Raw genomic sequence first — 21,986 nt, 5'->3', positions numbered from 1 at the left:
GCCCCGTCTCCACCTGCGCGAAGGGGAAGCCCTCCCCCGCCTGTTTCACCGGCAAGCGCGACACCGGCAGTTCGAAGTCGAACCGCTCGCCGCACGCGCCGCACACCACCGTGTGCCACGGCCGCTCCAGGCCGAGCAGCCGCTCCAGTCCTCGCATCAGGAACTGCCGATCCGCGACACACAGCTCACCCGCGAGCACCCCGTCCACCGGAGCACCGCCCACGTGCTCCAGCGCCGCCGCCAACACCCGCGAGACCTTGCGCGGCAGCGACCCACGCCCCCGCGCCAGCTCCGCGAGCTCCAGCTCGAGGACTCCGTCCGGTTCGCGGAAGGAGAACTGTCGCCGGAGCGCTCCGGCGCGGAGGAGTCCACCCGGCAGCAGCATCAGGTCTCCGCGGGCTCGGCCACGCTCGTGTCACGCTGCCAGCCCTCATGCTGGAGCGTGAGCGTCTGGATGCCCACCGCGCTCATCGCCTGCGAGTCCAGGTCCGGCAGCGCCTGGTACTCCGACACCCAGGCCCGGAGGATCTTGTAGGAGATGGCCACCTGCCCCTGCATGTTGAGGACGTTGAGCACGAGGTCCTTGCGGAAGTTCTTCAAGGACATCGCCGCGTCACCCTCGACGTTGTTCACCAGGGCGGCCCAGGCCTCGAACACGGGGTCATGCGTCAGCCCCTGCTCCAGGGTGATGGGGTCGTAGCTGGTGCCTCCCGGCAGGATGCGCTCGTGAGACGGGTCTCCCGCCGTGCGCCACTTGATGGCCTCGGTCTTCTTCTTCAGGGCGCCCATCTTCTTGAGCCCGGCCACCGGACGGCCGTCGATGAGCAGTTGGAACTTGAAGGTCCGGTACGGATCGTGTCGGTGCGTGTTCACCGTGAACATCGGTGCGGCCATGTCTCATCACCTCGGTCGGTGGGCCTACTGCTGGAGCTTCTGCTGGATGCGGACGATGACGAACTCGGCGGCCTTGAGCGGCGCGAACCCGACGACGACGATGACCTGCCCCCGGTCGATGTCTCCCTGGGTCATGGTGTCGCCCAGACCGCAGCGGACGAAGTACGCGTCGGAGGCCTTCTCACCCTGGAAGGCACCGGCCCGGAACAGGCCGTCCATGAACGAGCCGATGTTGGTGCGCAGCGCCGCGTGCAACCGGTGGTCATTGGGCTCGAACACCGCCCACTGGATGCCGTTGTAGACGCTCTGCTCGATGAGGATGGCCGTGCGGCGCACGGACACGTAGCGCCACTCTGGGTCCGCCCGGGTGGCCAGCGTGCGCGCCCCCCAGATGACCGAGCCGAAGTTCGGCAGCGCGCGCAGCGCGTTGACGCCCAGCGGGTTGAGCTGGTCCTGCACGCCGTCATCCACCGAGAACTCCAGGCCCGCCACGCCCGTCAGCCCCGTCTCCACACCCGCGGGCGCCTTCCACACGCCCCGGCGCGCGTCGACGCGCGACCACATGCCCGCCGCGAACGCCGAGGGCGCCACCTTCACCGTGGGGCTCTTCGTGCCCGGAGACTCCGCCTTGTAGAAGGGGTTGGCCACCTTCACCCAGGGGTAGTAGGCGACGGCATAGGTGGACGTCGGCAGCTTGAGCTGGTCCACGCGCGAGGCCGACGTCAGCTCGAAGCCAGACTCCGGGTCGACGATGAGCACCCGGTTGCGCATCTCCTCGCAGTGCGCGAGCGCCGCGGTGACGGCGCCGTTGCCCGCGCCGGTGCTCGGCAGCGCGTTGCCCGGCAGCACCACCGTGGTGATGTCGCGGATCTTCCTCAGCGCGCCACCGAAGACGGCCTGGAAGTCCTCCGGACGGGGCGCGTTGGCGGCCCCGCCCGCGAGCTTCGCCGTCGAGCTGGCCTCCACCGACGCGGGCGTCAGCATCACGGCGCCGTGTGCCGCGGTGGGGTTGGAGGCAGGGTCCAGCTTCATCGCCTTGGCGAGCGTGGGGCCCGAGCCCGTGTCGTAGACCTCCACGGAGGCGTACGACGACTTCGGCGACGAGAGCACGAACTGGCGCGTGGCCGTTTCGTAGGTGCAGGTGAAGTCCTTGAAGGGCGCGTCCGTGCTGGAGATGCTCCGCACCGCCTGCTGGATGGCGGCGGCCACCTTCGCCGCGTCCGCGGCCGCGTCCGTCCCCCCGAGCGCCAGGGGCGTCTTCAGGACGGTGAAGTTGCGCGTGCCCAGCGCGTCCAGGTTGATGCTGAACGACAGCTCCTCCGAGAGGCCGAAGGTGGTGAAGTAGTTGGCGGGAACCGCCGTCGCGTGGAGCGCCGCGCCCGTCAGCTTGCCGAAGTCGGCCAGGTCCTTCACGGTGGCGTTGGCGAACTCGAGCCGCACCGGCGAGGAGTCGCCGTTGACCACCGACAGCGCGTAGCTCGGTGAGCGCTCGTTCATGGACAGGTTCGGGAAGGACAGGTCCGCCTTGAAGCGTTGCAGCCCGTCCACCAGCTCCATGTGGCCCACTTCGAGCGTGAAGGCTGGCGCCGCCGTGGAGGCCGAGCGCACCACGCGATAATGGAGGCCGTTGCCCCAGGCTCCGGGGCTGGTGGCGCTCAACTTGAGCACCGGGTCCGGCGACCCATCCGCGTTGTTCAGCGTCGCGGTGGCCGCCACGGCCCCCGTGGGGTCCGCCACGCGGGCGATATACGCGTCCTTGCCGCCGTTCTGGTAGTAGGCCAGCACCGCGAAACCCATCACATCCTGCTCACTGCTGATGGCCCCGAAGGTGCGCTCGTACTCCTCCAGACTGTGCACCAGCACCGGCGTGCCCAGAGGACCCCGCGTCGCCGCGCCCACGAAGGCAGCCAGCGACGTGGCGACTCCCTCGATAGGCTTTGCACCGCTCGGAATCTCCTCCAGGTAGACACCGGGATGCAGATAGGTCGCCATGCCACCTCTCCTTGAAATGAATATCAGACGCCCGACCTGTCAGGTCATGACGCAAGTCGCTCGGCGCGACTCGCGCCGGGTCCGTGTGTTGATGCGGCTTATATCTGGGGGGTCTGACACGTGCCCAACACTGCCCCGCCAAGCCACCAACTATACGCGCCAGACTTTATGCCTTGGCTTTATCGCGCGTTTTTTCCCAAACCCCATCAGGTCTGTCTTTCGACCTGACCCATGGGTTTGAATCCAGCTGGATTCATCCGGTGATTTCGTGCCACCCGCCGGAGCCACGACCGAACACCAGCCCGGGTCCCTCCCCCAGGAAGAAGACGGCGCGGCCGAGCGTGTTGAAGAAATCCATGCCGGTCGTGCCCACGCCCGACGACTCCAGGTCCCCCTGGTTCGCCTCGACCCACCGGAAGGGCGAACCGCCCGACACCAACTCAATGGCCGAGACGGGACATGCGAGGGCCTTGGAGATGGCGATGACGCGCCCTTCGTCGAAAACGCCCGGGTGACGCAGCTCGATGAAGGAATTCTTCGTGTTCGGTGTCCGTCCCGCGCGCCACCGTCCACCCGGAGCGAGCCGTCCGGCCACGGCGCTCCAATCCGACGCCTCGACCTTCGCCAACACCAGGAGGCTCTCGGTTGGCAGGGTCTCCAGCACATAGTCCGTGACGGGAGGCGCCACCTCCCAGTGTCCCTCTTCGAGGACTTCTCCCCAGCGTAAGTGGGAGGACACGGAGTTGCAGAAGTTACCGAAGCGCTCCTCGTACACGCTTTCCAGGGAGGCGTCACCGAGGAGCAGGTGGGGCGGAGGAGCGCCCAGCGCGATGCGCGGGATGCCGACGTCCTCGAGGGACACCTCCATCGTGCGCCCGGAGAAGAAGCTGGCGAGCCCCCGGCGAGACAGGGAGTCATACAGGTCCATGCCCACCACCACGCCATCCACCACCGAGGACAGCGCCCGGAAGAAGTCGAGGTCCCAGCTCTCGGCGGGTCCGTCCTGGAGGGTCAACGCCGTGCCGCCTACCGCGGTGGCGCGGATCACCCGCCAGGAGAACCGCCAGGGGCCGCTCGAGGGGGAAGGCCCGGTCCCGTGGCGCCACTGCCGTGAGTGGATGGCCCTGCCAGTCTTCGCCAGGGCCTCCGCGAGCCGGTCCGCGGCCTCGGCGGTCCCCACGCCCGGCGCAAAGGCTTTGATGAAGAGTCCCGCCATCACTTCTCCTAGAAGGTGTGCGTAATATTGAAGACGTACGTTCCGTTCACGAACTCGACCCGCATCACCCCATTGGAACATTGGATTTCGATGAGCTTGATGATCTGATTCTCGAAGACGTCCCCCACCTGCCGGGGCGGCCCACCACCATCCGAGCTCAAGGGGCCGCCCCAGCCGGCCTGAACGGCCTCCATGCTCTTGCCTTCCGGCTTGATGTAGACCTCCACCTCGTTGAATCCGGCATTGCGCGCTTTTTCCAGGGCGGCCATGGCCGCGCTTCGCGCGGAGGCATCAGGGGCATCGGGGGCAGCGGAGGTCGGTTTGATATACTTGAGCTGTATGGCGCGTGGCGGTGAGCCGATGGTGCCGTCGATGCCCGGATATGACACCCCCGCGGCGTTATTGTCGAAGAGGACGACCGTCTCCTTGGAGCGCTCCTGGATTTCGGAGGCTTGCTGGATCTCGTGATCTCCCATCCTGGCCTCCGCAGTCCCCGAAATAATTCGGACGCCCTTTTCAGTGCGTACATGCGGCAGGTCGGGACGGAGAGGATCTCCCACCAAGTTGGCGACATGGCGGTGGGCCTGATCCCACTCGGCCACCCTGTTCGCTGCGGGAGCGATGGCGGCCCTCACGTCGGGTTCCTTCATTCCCTTCCCTCTACTGGTGTCCAGGGCCTTCTCGAGATCAATGCCGCGGCTCACCTGAATATCCGCCCAGAGGTCGAACGCCGCCACGCTGTCTCCCGAGAACCACGCGCGCGCGGCCTTCTCGCGGTCCCCAATCTGCCTGCGGGCCTTTCCGCCGCCAGCCGTCACGGCGGTCGTGAACGGTGCCGTGCTCCCCGAAGCCGGCGGAACCAGGGTCACGAGATCCGCGGGCGACAACGACGCCTTTCTCACGGCCTCGGAGAGCTCGCCCAGGCGCTGCTTCAGCAATTGGGGCGTCGTGCCAGGTGTCGCGGCCTCCTGGACCCAGGCCTCGACCCCCGTCACCCGGCCCTGGTGCTGGAGGAGCGCCGCCTGGTCGATGAGCTTCGTGACGATCGTCAGCTCCTGAGCAATGAGCACGGTCCGGAAGGTCGCCAGCTCCGCCTTCACCGTGGAGAGCGCGATCTCGGTCGTCGGATGGTAATTCGCGGCGACATAGCCACGCCCGGCCTCCAGGGAGTCGACGAGTCGCTCATAGTGTTCGAGCTGGAGCTCCAGCTCCGCGATGTCCCGCTGGACGGACTCCTTCTCACGGGCCAGCGCCGAGCCCTCCATGTCTCCGACCCGCTGGATGCGTTCGTCGATGCCCGCGTGGAGGGACTCCAGCTCGCTGATGATGCGGGTCAGCTTGCCCACCTCCAGCCGGGACTCGAAGCCGAGCGTGCCGTAGCCGGGGATGCGCGTGAGTGCCTGGACGAGCCGGCTCAGCAGCTGACGGATGTGGCCGATGGGCCCCTCGTAGCGGCGCAGGAGCCGCGCCGTCTCCACGTGCGTGCGGATCTGATGAGGCCCCGCCTCGGGTCCCACTTCGATCTGCACCCGGCCCTTGCGGTAGCGCACCCGCGTGGAGCGCCCCTTCAACTCCGGGGGACCCACCTCCACCACGGCCACCTTGCCCTGGAGGTCGCCCAGCTCGAGCTCCAGCGCCGTGACGCGTTCGCTCTTCGCGGGCTGCCGCGCCGCCGGCCCCGCGGCCTCCACGGGCAGCGGACCCTCGTCGCCGGGCGCACGGGCTTCACGTGAGACAGGCTCCAGGACCTCGTCCGGCGTGGAGACCCGAGGCTCCCCCTCCGCCGGTCGCGTGACGAGGCCGTCCTCGGAGTCCGAGGCATGAGGCGCGCCGCCCGCGTCGGACGGGTGGAGCATCTGCACCGCCGAGCCCGCCGTCATCAACCCCGAACGGACCGCGCCGAGGATGGCCTCCGCCCGCCGCGCCGCCAGCTGGCCCGGACTGAGCTGCCCCTGCAACTTCTCCAGCTCCGCCAGCTCCAGCTCGAGTTGGTACGGAATGACGATGACCGTCGAGCCGAGCTGGGTGACGCCGTAGATGTGGAGGATTCCCTGCAGCCGCTCCACGCGCTTCGCCCAGCGGGGCGCGTTGCGCAGCGCCGACAGCGCGGGAGACGCCACCGCCGCCACGCCGCCGACGATGGCCGAGACGTCCATGAGGGTCTGGAAGTCCCACTGGAGCGCGCCCGCCGAGTGCCGCCGGGACAGGCTGTCCACCGCGACGACGGCCCCCGCCAGTCCGCCGGCCAGTCCGACCGCCAGGCCCGCAGGGCCGGTGAGGAACAGGCCCGCGATCTCCGCCACGGTGGCCAGGTCCGTCAGGCGCTGCATCACCCGGCCGCGCGTGCCCGGGGCGCTGCGCATGCGAGGCTCCAGCCCCAGGGGGCCGCCCGCCGCGTCCTCCAGCGCCTTCGGCAACCGGAGGGCCAGCGTGCCGCGCCCGTAGCCGTTGTTCTCCCGGAAGTCGACGAACGCCTTGCGCACCGCCTCCGCATGGCCCTTCGTCCCCGCCTGACTGCCGCGCCCCTCGAAGACGTAGCGGTCCTTCGGAGAGGGCGCCGTGACGTCCGCCAGCAGGTAGTGACGCGCTCCCTCGCGCGAGCCCTCCGCCTCGCCCAGCATCATGACGAGCTCGTGGACCTGACCGTTCTCCTCGGAGACCAGCGTCACGGCCGGCCGGAAGTTGGCCCCCGGGATGCGCGCGCCCACCTTGCCGATGAGCTGGAGCCGCTGGCCCACCTGCTCCTTCTGCTGGGCGAGCTGCTGCTGGTACTCCTCCAGCGGGATGCCCTGTAGCTCCAGCTGCGCATCCAGCAGTCGCGACGCCGGTGTCCGCGAGTCCCTGGCGACGCTCCCCTTGCGATCCGCGGCGAGCTGGTTCGCCACCGCGATGCGCTCGTCGAGCGCCGTGCGCGCATCGCCGCCCAGCTCCGCCACGCTGGCGGTCTCCACCCGTCGCAGGGCCGCGATCTGGGCGTCGAGCCCGTCGCGCTCCTCCCCCGTGGCCTGGTCGCGCAGCGCCTCCAGTCGCCGGAGCTTCGCGAGGTTCTGGTCGTTCACCTGCGTCGCGCGCTGGTTCACGTCCATCACCTTGACGACGACCGCTGCCACGCTGGAGGCGCGGCGGACGGGCGAGTCGTCGTCGAACTGGGGCGAAGCGACGCAGCGGACGAGGAACTCGCCCTCGTGGTCCCACCCCACGCCCTGCTCGCTCCGGGGCGTGGTGACCAGGTCGATGTAGCTGCTGATGCTCGCCTTCCCGAAGCGCACCACGTTGCTCAGCCCTACCACCCCCAACCACGCGGAGCGCGCGGGCCAGGTGGCCACCACGGACAGCGCCGAACCGGACGTGGCGTCGTCCACGTCCGCCGCCGTGTCCTCCGCGATGTCCCCCATCTTCCGCCCGAAGTCGCGAGCGATGGCATCCGTGCGCGAGAGCTGGTTGGCGGAGCTCAAGGCCGCGTTGCGCATGTCGCCCCGGCTCTCGGGCTGCATGTCCGTGACGTCGAAGATGTCCCAGAAGTACGTGATGGGCTGCATCCGCGCGCCCACCTGGTCCAGGGTCGTCGAGCCCGCGGACGCGTAATCCAGCATCATCTCGAAGCGGCTGCTCGAGCCGGTGACGGTGATCTCCGGGCCGTAATTGGCGATCTTCGCGGGGTACGGCAGCGTGTTGGCGACATTCCGGGCGCCCGCCAGCCGGGGCACGTCCGCGGGCAATGCGCCCCCCACGAACTGGCCGTCCTTGCCCGTGAAGCCCGTCTGCTTCGCCCCCTTCGCGACCTTCGTGCTGTTGGCCGCGTCGCGGGACTCGCGCAGCTCCTCGGTGGCCTCTTCCACGCGCGACTGGAGCACCTCCTCCGTCTCGCCGTCCGACACGGGCAGGGCCTTGCAGACCCCGTCCGCCCAGACGTTGACGAAGGGGCCACGCTCGTCGGACCAGACCACCAATCGATCCGGAACGCCCTTCCCCTCTCCACCAGGAGTGGAAGTCCCCCCGTCTCCCTCGTTCCTGGCGACGCTCCGGGCAATGCGCTCGCGCACCTTCGCGACGAGCCGCTCGGCGTTCGCGACATCTCCCGCGCCGGAGTCATCCGCGGGCTTCGTCTCGGGAATGCCCACCAGCGCCACCAACGCGCCCACCGAGGCGACCTCCGCCTGGAAGCGCTTCGCCTCCGCGGGTTGGAGCCAGTTGAGCAGGAAGGCCGTCTGGTCATTCTCGAAGGACCATGGCGCCCACCAACGCTCGTTCTTCTGCTCGACCAGGCGCACCAGCGCCGACTCCATGGCCAGGTAGTACCCCGTCGCCCAGATGACCGCGTCCGGTCGCATGGCGAACGTGCCCTTGCGCTTCCCGCTCTCATCGAGCCAGAGGACGTCCTGTCCGGAGACGATGAGGTGCGTCAGGTCCGCCACGAGATGGCGCTGCTTCGGGTCCAGCGCGTTGGAGACGGCTTCCCGCCCCTCCATCACCATCTGCCGGTAGGTGCGCGCCGAGGGCCGCACGGGCACGACGTCCGCTTCCGGCCCGGCGTCCAGGTTCATGCTCACGTCGCGCATCACCGCGCCGGCGCTGGGCGTGAGCCGGGGAACCGGCAAGCCGTTCACCGCGAGCGAGGCGGCCCGCTCCGCTTCCACCTCGGCTGGGTGCGAGGGCGTGGTCACGGACTCCGGAAAGGCCGCCAGCCCGCTCACGCCGGCCGAGCGCTGCTGCACCACATGCGCCAGCTCATGCGCGATGAGTCGCTCTCCCGAGGGGAAACCGGGGCGGTAGTTCCCCGCGCCGAAGACGATGTCCGTCCCCACCGTGAAGGCCCGTGCCCCGAGCGCCCGCGCCGCGGCACCCGCCTCGGGCGAGGTGTGCACGCGCACGTCGCCAAAGCCCGCACCAAAGGCAGACTCCATCGAGTGGCGCGTGGCGGGCGCCAGGGCCTGACCGGATGTGGGGGATGCTCCAGAGGACGCCCACTCCGCAGAAGGAGGCGGGGCGAGGATGTCCCGCACCTTCGCCCGCTCGGCATCCAGGTCCTGCTGCGCATTGAAGCGCGGGCCCACGGACGACGTGGACCGGGCATGTGCCGTTTCTCGAGTGGTTTGTGCCTTCACGCCTGACATGAGCCAACATCCCCCTGACATTCGCGTGCTTCACGCGAGTCGATGTCTCCGCGGCGCTGCTTCCTGGCGTGACAGCAACCACTGTACCGCACCAGATTCCTGAGACACCAGGTTGGTCCCAATCAGGCTACCTGCTGCGAATGTATGAGTGATCGCCGGGCCTGACTCAGAGAGAGGGAATCGTAGCGCTCCAGCAACGAGTGTTCGTTGTGCTGGTGGGCCCACGCCAACAGGGCTCGCCGAAGTTTCTCCACGGTGGAGTAGGTATGCCTTCAGGCCCGTGCGCGAGCTGGCCTGGGAGCATGGCTTCACGATCCGGGCGCTAAGACGACGCTCCCAGCTCAGTCCTGCGCGAGTGCGGCGTCGGCGCCCTTCGCCACGATGGGGCGTCGAGCGAACCCACTCCTGGCTCAACCGCTTCCGACGTCTGCTGGTGCGCTGGGAGAAGCGAGAGGACACCTACGTGGCGATGCTGCACTTCGCGCTGGGCATCATCACCTGGTTCCACTCGCTTCTGCCGAAATAGGCTCTTGGAAGCAGCCCATTGACTCGCGATAGACCGGCTGGCGCCTCGACTCAAAGCGTCGTCGGGACCGGCACTTCATCCGCAGGCGCCGAAGCCGGAGCCTCGTCCTGGGCCACGACCGAGTTCAGGACCCACGAGTACCCGTACCCCGCTCCCAGCAGCCGGTACGTCGCGCGCTTCCCGCAGCCCGCGACGCCCTCCGTGACGCGATCCAGCTTGGTCGTCTGGAGGTCCTGCTTCGCACAGCCCAGGTCGAACTCCGCGCGGAGCCTCACGTCGGGAATCCAGGAGCACTGGCCCATCATGCAGCGCAGCTCGTAGATGCCCTCCTTGTTGCAGCCGATCATCTGGTAGCGGTTCTCACCCAGGTACTGCGGCGTCAGCTCCGCGTCGCACGGGAGATCCCTGGCGGCGATCTTCTCCAGGTTCGCGTAGCGCTTGGCGTTGATGGACGGCCCCATCTGGGAGAAGTCCACCTTGGAGTTGCTCCGGCGGCCCCCGCAGCCCGTCAACAGCAACGCCACGCCAAGACCCACGACCGACAGTCGAATGAGGTTCATGGCGACCGATCTATCACGCACCTCAGAGGTACTTGAACAGCTGCGTGGTCTCGAAGAAGGTCTTCACCTGCTCGTGCACGAAGGAGTCGGTGGGCGTGACGCGCTTCTCCTCCAATCCCACCAGGTATTGAGCCAGCGCGTTCTTCAACTTCGTCCGCGCGACCACGATGCCCTGCTGGGAGAACGTGTTTCCCTCGAACACCGGATGCAGCTCCCAGGGAAGCAGCGCCTTCCGCCAGCGTGCGTACAACACGTCAGGGGGATCATTGAGCCACTGCAGCTTGTCGTCAGGGGTCACCTTGGTCTGGGGGAACGGTATCTTCTTGATCCGGCTTTCATTCGAGGCGGCCTCGACGAGGCGGCAGGCTTCCTTGTAGAGGAGCCCATCGCAATCCTCGTATTGCTGGAGACTCTCTCCGCCGCCCTTCTCTTCAGGGAGGTTGATGCTCTCCGGGCTGGTGTCCCTCATGAATGCCAGATGCTCGAGGAGCGTGAAGGGCACGGCGTTGTCAGGCTTTGAGGCCTTGATGGTATAGGACGCCTCTTCCGACAAGGTGCCGAGCATCCCGACGACCCTCGTTATCAAGGATTTGAACTTGTCGTAATCCGTGCTCCAGCCTTCGCGGATCTCCAATCCGATCTTGTCGGGCGTGTCGTAGCTCTTGCGCATGCCGACGAAGTTGAACTTGTAGCCGCTGGCCTTGTTGACCTCGAGCTTGTCCCCCCGGACAAGCGATGTGAACAGCGCGATGTGGTTCACGGTGGACGCGCCGTAGAACCGATCCTGGATGATCTCCGGATGTTTGCGGTACAGCTTGGCCATCGCGTAGTCATTGAGCTGGGTGAACAACCCCATCAACAGGGCACTGCAGAGCTTCTTTTCGGCCCCGCCAGCAGGCAGTGCGAAGACGATGTGCACCTGGAAGTCGTTCCGGTCACTGGGGAAGGTCTGCCGGACGAAATCCAGCTGGGCGAAGAGGCCTTCCGGCGTGTCCGGGAAGGGGGTGGTGCACTGCATCTCCCAGGTCTCGAACCAGACCTCCTGCGTCAACTTGACCCAGTTGACCGGCGACACGTTCACGAAGTCGTCGTAGCAGATGCCCGGGTCGGCCTTGCGCCTGCGCCACTGCGGAAGCACCTGCTTCGTGAAGTAGTCCACGCGCGCGTTCTGGGGCAGCTGCTTCCAGGCGCCGGGCTGCACTCCCGGAGGCGCGAACCATTGGAGGATCGGGGTCGTGTTCCCCTCGAGCTCCCAACTGAACGTGATGGGGGTGCCCCACGCGGTATAGGTCGGCATGGCCGGCCATTATACTTGGGCGTGAGGCGACTCCTCGCTCCCGGACAGCAGGTCCGACAGGAGCATCTGTTCTTCGCTCGGTGACAGGTCGAAGTGGCGGGCCGCCTCCGTGATGATCTGGACCATGGGAGTCTCCGGCTCCTCGGCCCTCCGCACCGCGATCCTGCGGGCCGCGCTGCGCAGCGCCTCTCCCCTGGGTCGAAGGCTTTCACGCATGACGGAACCTCACTTGAGAGCGCGGCCGCGCCATGCGGCCTCTCTCAACGGTTCGGATTCACTCGCACAGAGGAAACGGAAGAGGGAGCAGGCGCTCCCCGTCATCCCCCGCCTGCGGGAAGTGGGCGGCTCGCAGGGCGGCGTGTTCCTTCCCCTGACGTCCCGAGCACTTCAGCTTTGGGGTTGGACCCACTTCGAGCAACGAGGAGACAGACATGGCAGACCCCAACATCCCCCGAGCGGGTCAGCAGGTAGAAAGCCACACGCACCGCGGGACGTCCGTTCCACTCGACGAGCGCCGCCGCATGCGCCACGAATCCCGCACGTCGCAGACCTACAAGGCCTTCCTCAAATACCTGTGCGACGTGGGCCCATTCCCGAACGAGCAGGCCGCCCAGGAAGCCGCCGTCTCGGTGCTGTGCGTGCTGGAGCAACGCCTCTTCGGCGAGGAGGACAACGACCTGGAGGCGCAGCTGCCGCACAAGCTGCGCGAACTCCTGGTGCGGTGCGATCGCCACGAGGCCGGACCGCCGCCCCACAAGTTCGGCCGGGATGAGATGCTGGCGATGGTCGCCACGGACCTGGACGTGGAGCCCGAGAACGCCGAGTCCATCGTCCGCGCGGTCTTCAGCGCTGTCCAGGCGCAGATCTCCAGCGGGGAGAGTGACGACATCGCTGGAGATCTGCCGCCGGACCTCCGCGACCTGTGGGCGCGTCCCGCCTGACGCCAGGGCCCTCGCCTGACCCCTTCGGGCGTGAGCCGGATGAGCTGACGCGCCTCACGGCCACGTGGCGCGGGCCCACTCCACGAAGGTCCTCGGCGTGAGGCCGAGCGACCGCGCTTCGTCGGGGTGGGCCGGGCTTGGATTTTCGTTCATGAAGACCTGGGAGGTGACGAACGCGGGATGAAGGCCCTGCGCCAGGGCCTCCTCCGGCGACAGGTCGGGCGCCTCGATCTTCGTCTTCCAGACCTCCGAGAGGACTTCCGCCATCTCGCGGAGCGAAAGGATGTCGCCAGCAAGCTCGATCTCGCGACGGTCGAAGCGCTCCGGCTCGGCGATGATCCGCGCGACCGTCTTGCCGATGTCGTCGACGGCGATGAGCGACAGCCGTGTGTCCGGCTTGAGGGTGGTCAGCAATCGGTCCTCGACCCAATTGGCGAAGAGGAACGACGGGCGGACCATGTTCTCCATGAAGAAGCACGGCTTCACCACCGTCCAGTGCGGGAAGCCGGCGCTCTTCACCAGTTCGTCGAGATACGCCTTGCTCTCCCAGTAATGCTCCAGCGTCTTCCAGCGGCCCTCCTTCCATCCAGGGACGCCGCGATGATGGGCACCGGCGCCGGAGACCGACGTGTGGACGAACTGCGGCACGTGCTCGGCGAGCGCGGCCTCCACCAGGCTCCTCCCGTGGCGCGTCTCCGAGTCGCCAGCGAGATCCTGGAGGTCGGGTGTCTGCACCGAGAAGACCGCGTCCACGCCGCGGCAGGCCACGCGCAGCGAGGACGGATCATCGAGATTGCCCGGTACGATCTCGACGCCGAGCGCCCGGAGCGCGGCGACCGCTGGCGCTTCCGGATTGCGGACCAGCGCCCGCACCGCGACACCGTCGGCACGCAGCGCGCGTGCGGCCGCTCCACCCTGTCTTCCCGTGGCACCCGTCACCAGGACCGTCTTCATGGCTCACCTCATCGCAACCAGACCGGTGCTTTATTGCAACGGTGTCGTTGCTTTGCCGGATATAGCGTCTTCGACGAATAAAGCAACGCGTTCGTTGCTTTCGTGGTAGGAAGGGCGGGATGGCTTCGAAACAGCTCCGCGGCGAGCCGCTGGTCGCGAGGATCCTGGAGGCGACCCTCGAAGAGGTCGCCCGGGCCGGCTACGAGAACCTGTCCATCGAAGCGGTGGCCGAGCGCGCTGGGGTCAACAAGACGACCATCTATCGCCGCTGGCCCACTCCAGAGGCGCTGGTGCTCGCCGCGTTCGAGAGCGTCTCCGACAAGGGCAGCCCCCCCAACACCGGCTCGCTCCGTGGAGACCTGCTCGATTACCTGCGCCGCTACCGCGCGGTCTGCCGCCAACCGGTGATTCTGTCCCTGATGCGCATGCTCTTCGCCGGCGGCGGCAAGGGCAAGCTGGCCCGGCTCATCAAGGAGATGACCGAGCGCTCCGACTGCGACGCGCTCGTGATCTTCGAGCGGGCGGTGGCGCGCGGTGAGCTTCCGAAGGACACGGACCTGCCGCTCGTTCGGGACCTGGTGCTCGGCAGCGCACAGAACCTGATCCTGTTCCGCCACGACACCTGCACCGACGAGACGCTCGAGCGCGTCATCGACGTGATGCTGCTTGGCGCCGCCCAGGGCGGCCGGCGGAAGTAGTCCGCTACCCGGCCGCGGAGACCACCGTGCCCTGCGCGATGGCACACAGCGTCTCCACGCCATCCTTCACGGCGAACACCTCGCACTGACAGACGGCCTGCCGCTTGCCAGCGGCCTTCGCCTGGGCCCGGGCAATGAGCAGCGTCCCCACGGCGGGCTTCAGGTAGTTGATCTTGTACTCGGAGGTCAGCGCGTTGCCGCCCAGCGCCAGCCCTCCGGCGAACGTGATGGAGTTGTCCGCGAGGTAGCTGAGCACGCCCCCATGGACGAAGCCGTGCTGCTGCTTCAGCTGGTCCACGATGGGCAGCTGAAGCTCCGCGGTCCCAGGCCCGGAGCGCGTGAGCTGCGCTCCGAGGAACTGGCTGAAGGGCTGGGACGCGAACACCTGACGCGCGAACTCCTGAAGGTCATCCATCCATTCAGCAGACCACTGGCGGACGCGTCCCTCAACACCCCTGGAGCCCTACCCCTCCGCCGGGGCCGGCGCGTTCACGGGCTCCGGCGGCTCCACCGCTGGCTTGACGATGAGCTGATCCAGCGTGGGCCGCTTGGGCTTCTCGAACGGGGCCAGCTTCACGGGCTTGTTCGTGCGCGCGGACTCCTGAAGCGCGACGATGACGCGCACGTCCGCCAGGCCTTCGATGCCGTTGGGCTCCGGGTCGCGGTCCTCCAGGACGCACTGGGAGAAGTAGACGAGCTCCGGCGCGAACTGGTCGCTGTTCTTGAACGTCCGCGTCTCCGTCTCACCACCCACCGTGAGCACGTGCTCGATGTCCGTGCCGTAGCCGAAGCCGTGCCGCACCTGGAGGTCGCCTTCCGTGCCCACCAGCCGGTAGCTCGACACCGCGGAGGCCTCGTGGCTGATGGCGAACTGCGCCACCCGCCCGTTCGGGAAGCGCATCAGCGCGAACGCCGACGCGTCCACCCCGTGGAACCGTCCGTCCCGGCCGCCGGCCGTGAACGCGAAGACCTCTCGCGGCTCGTCGCGGAACAGGTAGCGCGCGGCGTTGATGGGATACGGCCCCTCGTCCAGGAGCGCCCCGCCTCCCACGTCCTCGCGTGTCCGAATGTCTCCTTGGCGCACCTGCTGCGTGAGCGTCCCCGTGAACACCAGCGGATCCCCCAGCCGCCCGGAGCGCACCAGCTCGATGGCGCGGAGGTTCGCCTCTTCAAAGTGCAGCCGGTACGCGACCATCAGCTTCACGTCGTTCTCGTTCGTGACGCGGATCATCGCCTCGCAGTCCTCCACCGACGTCGCCATCGGCTTCTCGCAGAGGACGTGCACCCCGATGCGCGCCGCACGCTCCGTGAAGGCCCGGTGCAGCGTGTTGGGCAACACGATGTAGACCGCGTCCGCCTTCGACTCGCGCAGCACCTGTTCGAACTGGTCGTAGCCGCCCACGTGCTCCACGCCGTACTTCTTCTGGAGCACGTCCCGCTTCTCCGGGTCGGAGGAGATGAGGGCCACCAGCTCGGAGTTCTCCTCCGCGTGCTGGAACGCCGGGAGGATGGCCACCTGCGTGAGGTTGCCCGCTCCCACCACCGCGTACCGCACCCGCCTGGAAGTCCCCTGGGCCATCATGCACCTCTCCCGTTGTGAGGCTTTACGCTGGTGACGCGCCGGGCCACCCCGCAAGCCGCACCCGGCCCTCCGGTACAGGGGCCGCATGATGGGCAGGCAGCCGGGCACACGGGCTTTCGCGGAGCCTCCATCCGGCCTATGCCGTGACCCCATGCCCTTCATGAAGATGCTCGCCCGGCTCGGGATTGGCAGCGCGCGGGTGGACACCCGCCTGGAGCACGACACCGCGCGCGCGGGCGGCGACCTGCGCGGGCTGGTCCACGTGCAGGGCGGCCACACGCCCCAGCGGATCGACCGCATCGACCTGCACCTGATGGCGCAGTACCTCCAGCGCGACAACGATCGCCTCAGCGCGCTCAACGCCGTCGTGCGCACCTGGCGCATCTCCAACCCCTTCACCCTCCAGCCCCGCGAGGAGCGCGAGATTCCCTTCTCCCTGCGCCTCCCCGCCCACACGCCCATCACCGAGCGCGGCGCGCCCGTGTGGATCAAGACGGCGCTCGACATCGACAACGCCCTCAACCCCGAAGACAGCGACCGCATCCACGTCCTGCCCCACCCGTTCCTCCAGACCGTGCTCGATGCCGTGCTCCACCTGGGCTTCCAGTGGAGGAACGCGTACTGCGAGGCAGGCCCCCCGCTGGGGCGCGACGAGCCCTTCGTCCAGGAATTGGAGTTCCACTCCGGCCCGGCCTGGCAGGGCCCGCCGCGCACGCTCTGCCTCCTGCCCTTCCCCCAGGAGGACGCGCTGGAGCTGATCCTCGACCTGGACCGGGGCCCCCGGGGCCTCACGTCCCTCCTGGAGGGCACGTCATTGGACAGTGGCCGACGCCAGCGGCTCGTCCTGTCCTCCACGGACCTGTCCGGAGGGACAGGGGCGGTCGCGGCGCGGCTGGTGTCGCACCTGCGCGGCGGGGCCTGAAAGCCCGGAAGGCCCGGGGGTTCGTACAGCCCTGGACGCACGTGACTTCCCAAGTCCTCCGCCCGGCGCGGAAGTGGTACAAGCCGCCGTGTGAAAGCTCCCCCGCCTCCTGCTGCCCCTGAAACCCCCACCTTCGACTCCCTCGGACTCAAGCCCGAGCTCGTCGAGGCGTTGACGTCGCTCGGCTACGAAGAGCCGACCCCCATCCAGGCCGCCGCGCTCCCGCCGCTGCTCGCCAAGAAGGACCTGCTGGGCATCGCCGCCACGGGCACCGGCAAGACGGCCGCGTTCTCGCTGCCGCTGCTCCAGCACCTGAAGCCGGGCGCCGCCGCGCCGCACAGCACCTCCGCGCTGGTGCTGGTGCCCACGCGCGAGCTGGCCATGCAGGTGTCCGAGGCCATCCACCGCTACGGCCAGAAGCTGGGCGTCAGCGTGCTCCCGCTCTACGGCGGCCAGGAGATCGGCCGGCAGCTGCGCGTGCTCAAGCGCGGCGTGGACGTCATCGTCGCCACGCCGGGCCGCGCGCTGGATCACCTGCGCCGCAAGACGATGAAGCTGGACCAGGTGCGCACGGTGGTCCTGGACGAAGCGGACGAGATGCTCGACATGGGCTTCGCGGACGACCTGGAGGCCATCCTCTCCGAGACGCCCGAGGAGCGGCAGACGGCGCTGTTCTCCGCCACCCTGCCCCCGCGCATCGCCAGCATCGCGGAGCGCCACCTGCACGAGCCGGTGCGCGTGCGCATCGAGAAGGAGAAGCTGGAGGCCGGGGAGATGCCCCGCGTCCGGCAGACGGCCTACATCGTGCCGCGCGCGTTCAAGATCGCCACGCTGGGGCGCGTGCTGGACCTGGAGTCCCCCACCGCCGCCATCGTCTTCTGCCGCACGCGCACGGAGGTGGATGAACTCACCACGTCCCTCAACGGCCGGGGCTGGCGCGCGCACGCGCTGCACGGCGGCATGAGCCAGGAGCAGCGCGACCGCGTCATCAAGCAGTTCAAGTCGCAGGCGGCGGACCTGCTCATCGCCACCGACGTGGCGGCGCGAGGCCTGGACATCCCCCGGCTGACGCACGTGGTGAACTTCGACGTGCCCAACGCGCCGGAGGCGTACGTGCACCGCATCGGCCGCACGGGCCGCGCGGGCCGCGAGGGCGTGGCCATCACCCTGCTGGAGCCCCGCGAGCACCGGCTCCTGCGCAACATCGAGCGGCTCACCGGCCAGCGCATCGAGGTCACCGCGGTCCCCACCGTGTCGGACCTGCGCGCGCGCCGACTGGAGATGATCCGCTCGTCGCTGCGCGAGACGCTGGTGGCCGGGGAGCTGGATGGGTTCCGCGGCATCGCGGAGGACCTGTCCAGCGAGTTCAGCGTCATGGACGTGGCCGCCGCCGCCATCAAGCTCCTTCAGGAGAAGGAGGACGAGGGCAAGGAGTCCTCCGAGCAGGACATTCCCCAGGTGTCCGCGCCGACGGAGCGGAAGTTCCCGCGTCCGGAGCGCTCCGGGCCTCCGGGCCGGGGCGGTGAGCGCTCCGAGCGCCCGGCACGCGGCCCCCGCCAGGAACGGGCAGAGGGCGGCGAGCGCGGTGACCGGGGGGGCCCTGCCCGTCCCCAGCGCGCGCCGGAGTGGAACGTCACGCGCCTGTTCATCGGCGCGGGCCGCACCGCGGGCATGCGGCCGGCGGACCTCGTGGGCGCCATCGCGGGCGAGGCGGGGCTCGAGTCCTCGCGCATCGGCGCGATCCACATCGCGGACATGTACTCCATCGTGGAGGTGCCGGAGCCGGATGCCGCGCGCATCATCTCCGCGCTGAAGGGCTCCACGCTGCGCGGCCGCAAGGTCACCGTGCGCCGCGACACCCGCGACTGATGCACCGCGCGTGTCACCGGCCCTGCCAGCAGCGGGCCGGTGACGCACGCATCAGGGCGCGTCCGGATCCATGTCCGGCGCGCGCCCCAGCAGCAGCGGCGACACGAGCCGGCTCTCCGGGTGCATGCGCAAGAGCGTGTGGATGACGCCGCCCAGCCCCGCCATCAGCCCGGGCGAGAAGGCGTCGCGCGCGAGCCCCGCCACCGGACCGCGCGCCTCCAGGCCGGAGATCAGCTCCGCGTCCAGCACCTCCCGGTCCGGTCCGAGCGGCGCCGAGGACAGCCCCCGCGCCGTCTCCAGCAGCTCCCACAACCCCAGGTCGCCGTGGCACAGGGTGTGGGTCCAGCCGAAGCCCTCGCGGACGGCCGCGGCCCGGGCCCGCTGGAACAGGTCCCCGTAGCGAGCGGCCCCGGTGCGAGCGAAGAGGTCCGCCGCCGCCAGCCCGATGCCCGTGCTGCCGTGGCACCAGGTCGTGAGCTGATCCGTGGCCTCCGGGCGGCGGAGGTCCGTCCAGTTGCCCAGCTCCGGCCGGTAGAGGCCGTCCACGAAGTCGAAGGCGCGCTCGGACAGGCTGCGCCACCGCCGCCGGTCCGCCGCGGTCCCCGCCGCGCTCAGGCCCAACCGCGCCAGCGCCCAGGCGATGCCCGCCGTGCCGTGCGCGAAGCCGCCGATGGGCTCCGGGAACATCGACGTGGACCACCGCGCGTCGCCTCCCACGCCGCGCGCAGTGTCCTCCAGCCGCCGGCCCGCGTGCGCCGCGAGGTCCAGCCACTTCGACTCGCCGGTCTGGTCCACCAGGTTGAGCAGCGGGACGATGACGCCCGCCACGCCGCCCAGCACCTCCAGCAGGCCGTCCGCGTCCAGCACCTGGGGCGTCAGCACCGCCGCGCGATCGCGGGCCCGGTCCAGCGCGCCGGGGACCGTGCCCAGGTCGTGCAGCGTGGACCAGATCCACACCTGTGACGCGAGCCCGGAGAAGCCACCCGGATTCTTCACCGGCACGCGGTCCTCCGTGGCGCGCAGCACCGCGAGCGTGCCCTCCAGCAGCTGGGGCAGGCCGTCCACCGCGTCCGCGCGGCCGTGGTCGACCTCGCGCAGGTACTGGGCAAGCACCACCGCGACGCCGCCCTGCCCGCTGTAGTGCTCGGCGGAGAGCGGGCGCACCGCCCAGCCGTGCTCGGCGAGCACCGGGCTGATCCACGTCACCGTCCCGTCCGGTCCCCGCACGGCCGCGTCACTCACGCGGCGGACCAGCTTGGACAGCTGGGCCCGGCGCCGCGCATCCAGACGCTCCCGGCGCGCGGGCGTGGCCGGCGCGGGGACACGAGGCGGCACGGCCTTCTCGTTGAGGTAGGCGCTGATCAGCGTGCTCTGGATGGTCATCTCCTCCAGCGACTCATCCACCGAACGCCAGGCCTCCAGCGAGGCGTCGAGCACGCTCCGCGTCACCGGCTGGGTGAACACGGGGATGTCCCCCACGCACAGGTCCGCCAGCTCCTCGTCGATGACGGGCGTCGAGGACGGCGCGCCGGGGGACACGTCTGCGTTCTTCCGCATCACGTCCCGCGCCCGCGCGTGGGCCCTGGGCGCGTCGTACAGGGAGGCCGGGTGCCAGAGCATGCGCAGCAGCTCCGCGTACGTCTGCGTGGGCCGCAGGATGCGCCGGACCACCGCGCCCGTGAACGGCTCCAGCAGCGGGCGCAGCCCTCCGTACGCGTCCAGCGCCTTCATGCGCGCGGTCAGCTCATGGAAGCCCTCCACGACCTGGTCCCAGTGCCGCGCGAGCACCGGGTCCGGGCTGGGGTGGTTCTTCGCGTGCGGACGCTCCATGAGCGTCATGCCCAGGTGGGCGCCGTCCGTGCCTCCGCCGACGATGAGGGGCGCGGGGATGCGCGGCTGCTGTCCCGGAAGCGAGCCCGCCGCGGAGATGTCCAGGCCGCCCAGGCCCGGGCCGCTGCTTCGCACGGGGAGCAGGCCCGTGCGCAGGACGGTGCCACGGATGGCCTTCGCGGCCAGGTCCACCGCCAGCCCGCGCTCCGCCGGGGGCACGGGCGGATCCGGGGTGAAGAGGCTCTCCACGTCCACCACCACGGGCACCGGCCCGTGCGCGATGAGGTTCTCCGAGTGCAGGTCCGTGCCGCCCAGCAGGCGCATCACCGCGAGCCAGTGGCCCAGGTTCCGGTAGAAGCGCGCGAGCTCCGCGTCGTTCGCGCAGAAGCGGTGCTCCACGAACTCCGCCCAGCCATAGCCCGCGCGCACCAGCACGGACGGGACGCGGATCCGCGTGGGCTCGGCATCCGGCGCCAGCACGCGCGCGAGCAACCCCTCCAGCGCGCGATCCACGCGCATGCACCGGGGCTTGTAGAGCACCGTGCCCTCTTCCAGCTCCAGCAGCGCCACCGTCTGGCCGCCCCGGTGGGCATCCCCCTCTCCCAGCCGCAGGCGCTTCAGCGCGCCGCGAGGACGGCCGGGCAGCTCCGTCAGCGATTCGCGGTCCGCGACGAACCGGTCCGCCAGCCGCAGCACCGCCTGGGTCTGGAGCCGGCCCAGCGTCGCCAGCCTGTCCAGGAGCGGCGGATAGCGTCCTCGCAGGTGCGTGTGGAAGTCGGAGGTGCAGGCCTGCTCCAGGAACTGGGCCCACCGTCCCTGCGGGTCCGCCGCGTCGAGCCGTCCCTCCAGCGACGCGGCATGCAGCTCCAGGAGGAGCACGCGGTTGAGCTTGAGCTGGGCGCTGAAGCCCAGCGCCTCCCGGGCGGCGGCCTCCACCACGCCGCGCTCCGACGGGGAGAGTCCCTGCATCCGCGACAGCTGCTCCGCGAGCGAGTCCAGATGCGGCGCCAGCAGGACGTTCACGGGGCGCGCGAGCCATCCCTCGGGAGGGATCTCGGCAGCCATCGACGCTTCCTCGTGGACCATGAGCGGGGGCTCCCTGGGGGTGGGGACCGGAAGGTGGGAACGGCGGGAAGCCCTCCGGCACCGCGCACGGCGCCGGAGGGAGGATTCATGCGGACGAGGGCCCGCGATGGATCAACAGCACCACGCGGTGGTGGACGCGGTGCAGCTGCTGCACCCCGTGTCCGCCACCAGGTTGGACTCGGTGAGCGCCTGCTCCGTGCGCTCACCTCCCACGAACACCGGGCCCGCCGGGTTGGTCATGCCATGGGACTCCTCATTGCCGGCCAGCCAGCCCTCCACCACTTCCTGGAACTCGGGCTTCTTCGTCATGAGTGCTCTCCCTCGCGGCCGGGCGCGCATGGCGAGGGGTGCCAGACGTGCCGGACGCGCAAAGGACGTGAACACAGACACGCCCCGCAATGCCAGACGCGACAGGTCAAAGTCATACACATCACAGTCGGTTTGGGTGGGACGTAAGGGATTGCCACGACGCCGCGGCCGGTTCCTGCCCGAAGGGGCGAGGAAG

At 69.3% G+C, this 21,986-nt stretch carries 16 protein-coding genes and 1 pseudogene; 5 read left to right on the top strand and 12 right to left on the bottom strand.

Annotated elements, in window-relative coordinates:
* The 5 genes from D7W79_RS04525 to D7W79_RS44465 all read right to left on the bottom strand — a co-directional run.
* Positions 1-385 (bottom strand): hypothetical protein (locus tag D7W79_RS04525; protein WP_208729636.1); only part of this gene is annotated, 385 nt, incomplete at its 3' end.
* Complete coding sequence (locus tag D7W79_RS04520; RefSeq protein ID WP_120524088.1) at positions 385-894, bottom strand: phage tail protein; 510 nt, start codon at positions 892-894, stop codon at positions 385-387. The genes D7W79_RS04525 and D7W79_RS04520, both read right to left, overlap by 1 nt.
* 24 nt (positions 895-918) lie before the next feature.
* Entirely contained in the window at positions 919-2,886 is a 1,968-nt protein-coding gene (locus D7W79_RS04515) for a phage tail sheath C-terminal domain-containing protein (RefSeq protein ID WP_120524087.1), read from the bottom strand.
* Between the two features lie 253 nt (positions 2,887-3,139).
* Entirely contained in the window at positions 3,140-4,102 is a 963-nt protein-coding gene (locus D7W79_RS04510) for a hypothetical protein (protein ID WP_120524086.1), read from the bottom strand.
* Positions 4,103-4,110: 8 nt separating this feature from the next.
* Positions 4,111-9,156 carry an eCIS core domain-containing protein gene (locus tag D7W79_RS44465; RefSeq protein WP_208729635.1) on the bottom strand — a complete coding sequence of 1,682 codons (5,046 nt, stop codon included), beginning with the start codon at positions 9,154-9,156 and terminating at the stop codon, positions 4,111-4,113.
* Positions 9,157-9,595: 439 nt separating this feature from the next.
* Between D7W79_RS44465 and D7W79_RS04500 the strand changes: the two are divergent.
* Positions 9,596-9,742 (top strand): annotated as a pseudogene (locus D7W79_RS04500) (transposase); the annotation flags it as partial.
* A 50-nt stretch (positions 9,743-9,792) separates the two neighbouring features.
* On the opposite strand, the gene D7W79_RS04495 reads toward D7W79_RS04500, so the two are convergent.
* Both D7W79_RS04495 and D7W79_RS04490 read right to left on the bottom strand, forming a co-directional pair.
* Entirely contained in the window at positions 9,793-10,302 is a 510-nt protein-coding gene (locus D7W79_RS04495; protein WP_120524085.1) for a hypothetical protein, read from the bottom strand.
* Between the two features lie 22 nt (positions 10,303-10,324).
* A complete protein-coding gene (locus D7W79_RS04490) occupies positions 10,325-11,599 on the bottom strand; it encodes a hypothetical protein (RefSeq protein ID WP_120524084.1) in 1,275 nt (424 codons plus the stop codon).
* Between the two features lie 431 nt (positions 11,600-12,030).
* On the opposite strand from D7W79_RS04490, the gene D7W79_RS04480 reads away from it, so the two are divergent.
* The gene (locus tag D7W79_RS04480; protein ID WP_120524082.1) at positions 12,031-12,540 is read left to right on the top strand and encodes a DUF2267 domain-containing protein; all 510 of its coding nucleotides are present in this window, start codon (positions 12,031-12,033) and stop codon (positions 12,538-12,540) included.
* 54 nt (positions 12,541-12,594) lie between these two features.
* Here the strand turns inward: D7W79_RS04480 and D7W79_RS04475 are convergent, their stop codons facing one another.
* Positions 12,595-13,494: an NmrA/HSCARG family protein gene (locus D7W79_RS04475; RefSeq protein ID WP_120524081.1), complete on the bottom strand. Its 900-nt coding sequence runs from the start codon at positions 13,492-13,494 to the stop codon at positions 12,595-12,597.
* A gap of 119 nt (positions 13,495-13,613) precedes the next feature.
* On the opposite strand from D7W79_RS04475, the gene D7W79_RS04470 reads away from it, so the two are divergent.
* Positions 13,614-14,192 carry a TetR/AcrR family transcriptional regulator gene (locus tag D7W79_RS04470; RefSeq protein ID WP_120524080.1) on the top strand — a complete coding sequence of 193 codons (579 nt, stop codon included), beginning with the start codon at positions 13,614-13,616 and terminating at the stop codon, positions 14,190-14,192.
* A gap of 4 nt (positions 14,193-14,196) precedes the next feature.
* Here D7W79_RS04470 and D7W79_RS04465 read toward each other — a convergent pair whose 3' ends face one another.
* Entirely contained in the window at positions 14,197-14,607 is a 411-nt protein-coding gene (locus D7W79_RS04465) for a PaaI family thioesterase (RefSeq protein WP_120524079.1), read from the bottom strand.
* Between the two features lie 48 nt (positions 14,608-14,655).
* Positions 14,656-15,771 carry a Gfo/Idh/MocA family protein gene (locus D7W79_RS04460; RefSeq protein ID WP_120524093.1) on the bottom strand — a complete coding sequence of 372 codons (1,116 nt, stop codon included), beginning with the start codon at positions 15,769-15,771 and terminating at the stop codon, positions 14,656-14,658.
* Between the two features lie 163 nt (positions 15,772-15,934).
* Here D7W79_RS04460 and D7W79_RS04455 point away from each other — a divergent pair, with 163 nt between their 5' ends.
* Positions 15,935-16,696, top strand: a complete 762-nt coding sequence (locus D7W79_RS04455; RefSeq protein WP_208729634.1) for a sporulation protein — start codon at positions 15,935-15,937, stop codon at positions 16,694-16,696.
* 90 nt (positions 16,697-16,786) lie between these two features.
* Complete coding sequence (locus D7W79_RS04450) at positions 16,787-18,565, top strand: DEAD/DEAH box helicase (RefSeq protein ID WP_120524077.1); 1,779 nt, start codon at positions 16,787-16,789, stop codon at positions 18,563-18,565.
* A 51-nt stretch (positions 18,566-18,616) separates the two neighbouring features.
* Here the strand turns inward: D7W79_RS04450 and D7W79_RS04445 are convergent, their stop codons facing one another.
* Together D7W79_RS04445 and D7W79_RS04440 are read right to left on the bottom strand one after the other, a co-directional pair.
* Positions 18,617-21,460 (bottom strand): type 2 lanthipeptide synthetase LanM family protein, encoded by a 2,844-nt coding sequence (locus tag D7W79_RS04445; protein WP_244221593.1) that lies wholly within the window; start codon positions 21,458-21,460, stop codon positions 18,617-18,619.
* Positions 21,461-21,592: 132 nt separating this feature from the next.
* The gene (locus D7W79_RS04440; protein WP_120524075.1) at positions 21,593-21,790 is read right to left on the bottom strand and encodes a DUF6229 family protein; all 198 of its coding nucleotides are present in this window, start codon (positions 21,788-21,790) and stop codon (positions 21,593-21,595) included.
* Positions 21,791-21,986: the final 196 nt, after the last annotated feature.

It is taken from the genome of Corallococcus exercitus (genome assembly GCF_003611585.1).
Taxonomy (GTDB): Bacteria; Myxococcota; Myxococcia; order Myxococcales; family Myxococcaceae; genus Corallococcus; species Corallococcus exercitus.
The sequence above is the reverse complement of the archived record's forward strand: the minus strand, read 5'-3'. Positions and strand labels throughout refer to the sequence as shown.